1 rRNA gene is annotated in these 2423 nt (G+C 51.3%); it reads right to left on the reverse strand.

The features are described 5' to 3' along the window. Nucleotides 1-78: 78 nt before the first annotated feature. Nucleotides 79-2423: ribosomal RNA gene (locus C3B51_RS20130) — 23S ribosomal RNA — on the reverse strand; the annotation flags it as partial.

A 2423-nucleotide genomic window follows, 5' to 3' on the forward strand; every position in this document is an offset into this window, starting at 1 on the left:
AAATCTGGAAAAGCGTATTAAATTCTTTCGTCTACTTTAATTCTTAACTTCTAACAAACAAAACCACTTTGGCGTTGTATGGTTAAGCCTCACGGGTAATTAGTACGAGTTAGCTTAATGGCTCACACCACTTCCACATCTCGCCTATCAACGTTGTAGTCTTCAACGGCCCTTTAGTGGAGTTAAACTCCAAGTGAGAACTCATCTCGAGGCTCGCTTCCCGCTTAGATGCTTTCAGCGGTTATCGATTCCGAACGTAGCTACCGGGCAATGCCATTGGCATGACAACCCGAACACCAGCGGTTCGTCCACTCCGGTCCTCTCGTACTAGGAGCAGCCCCTCTCAATTCTCAAACGCCCACGGCAGATAGGGACCGAACTGTCTCACGACGTTCTAAACCCAGCTCGCGTACCACTTTAAATGGCGAACAGCCATACCCTTGGGACCGACTTCAGCCCCAGGATGTGATGAGCCGACATCGAGGTGCCAAACACCGCCGTCGATATGAACTCTTGGGCGGTATCAGCCTGTTATCCCCGGAGTACCTTTTATCCGTTGAGCGATGGCCCTTCCATTCAGAACCACCGGATCACTATGACCTACTTTCGTACCTGCTCGACGTGTCTGTCTCGCAGTTAAGCTGGCTTCTACCATTACACTAACCGTACGATGTCCGACCGTACTTAGCCAACCTTCGTGCTCCTCCGTTACTCTTTGGGAGGAGACCGCCCCAGTCAAACTACCCACCAGGCACTGTCCTCAACCCCGATTAGGGGCCTAAGTTAGAACATCAACACTACAAGGGTGGTATTTCAAGGTCGGCTCCACACAAACTAGCGTCTGCGCTTCAAAGCCTCCCACCTATCCTACACATGTAGGGTCAATGTTCAGTGCCAAGCTGTAGTAAAGGTTCACGGGGTCTTTCCGTCTAGCCGCGGGTACACAGCATCTTCACTGCGATTTCAATTTCACTGAGTCTCGGGTGGAGACAGCGTGGCCATGGTTACACCATTCGTGCAGGTCGGAACTTACCCGACAAGGAATTTCGCTACCTTAGGACCGTTATAGTTACGGCCGCCGTTTACCGGGGCTTCGATCAAGAGCTTCGCCTAAGCTAACCCCATCAATTAACCTTCCGGCACCGGGCAGGTGTCACACCGTATACGTCATCTTACGATTTTGCACAGTGCTGTGTTTTTAATAAACAGTCCCAGCCACCTGGTCACTGCGGCTCTCGCCTGCTTACGACGCGAAGTCTTCACAAGTAAGAGCGTACCTTCTCCCGAAGTTACGGTACAATTTTGCCTAGTTCCTTCACCCGAGTTCTCTCAAGCGCCTTAGTATTCTCTACCTGACCACCTGTGTCGGTTTAGGGTACGATTCGATATAAACTGAAGCTTAGAGGCTTTTCCTGGAAGTAGGGCATCAACAACTTCACCACCGTGGTGGCTCGTCTCGACTCTCAGCCTTAGCGACCCGGATTTTCCTAAGTCACCAGCCTACAGCCTTTCACATGGACAACCAACGCCATGCTTGCCTAGCCTGCTCCGTCCCCCCATCGCATTTATACCAAGTACGGGAATATTAACCCGTTTCCCATCGACTACGCTCTTCAGCCTCGCCTTAGGGGTCGACTCACCCTACCCTGATTAACATGGGATAGGAACCCTTGGTCTTCCGGCGTGCGGGTTTTTCACCCGCATTATCGTTACTCATGTCAGCATTCGCACTTCTGATATGTCCAGCATGCCTCCCGGCACACCTTCAGCCACTTACAGAACGCTCCCCTACCCCGCGAACTAAGTTCGCAGCCGTAGCTTCGGTGGTATGTTTAGCCCCGTTACATCTTCCGCGCAGGCCGACTCGACTAGTGAGCTATTACGCTTTCTTTAAAGGATGGCTGCTTCTAAGCCAACCTCCTAGCTGTTTTAGCCTTCCCACATCGTTTCCCACTTAACATACACTTTGGGACCTTAGCTGACGGTCTGGGTTGTTTCCCTCTCCACGATGGACGTTAGCACCCACCGTGTGTCTCCCGGATAGTACTTTACGGTATTCGGAGTTTGCAAAGGGTTGGTAAGTCGGGATGACCCCCTAGCCTTAACAGTGCTCTACCCCCGTAAGTATTCGTCCGAGGCTCTACCTAAATAGATTTCGGGGAGAACCAGCTATCTCCCGGTTTGATTAGCCTTTCACTCCTAGCCACAGGTCATCCCCTAACTTTTCAACGTTAGTGGGTTCGGTCCTCCAGTCAGTGTTACCTGACCTTCAACCTGCCCATGGCTAGATCACCGGGTTTCGGGTCTATACCCTGCAACTTAAGCGCCCAGTTAAGACTCGCTTTCGCTACGGCTCCCCTAAATGGTTAACCTTGCTACAGAATATAAGTCGCTGACCCATTATACAAAAGGTACGCAGTCAC

Origin of the sequence: Pseudoalteromonas rubra, from assembly GCF_004212645.1 — a bacterium.
In the GTDB taxonomy this organism is placed as follows: Bacteria; Pseudomonadota; Gammaproteobacteria; order Enterobacterales; family Alteromonadaceae; genus Pseudoalteromonas; species Pseudoalteromonas rubra_G.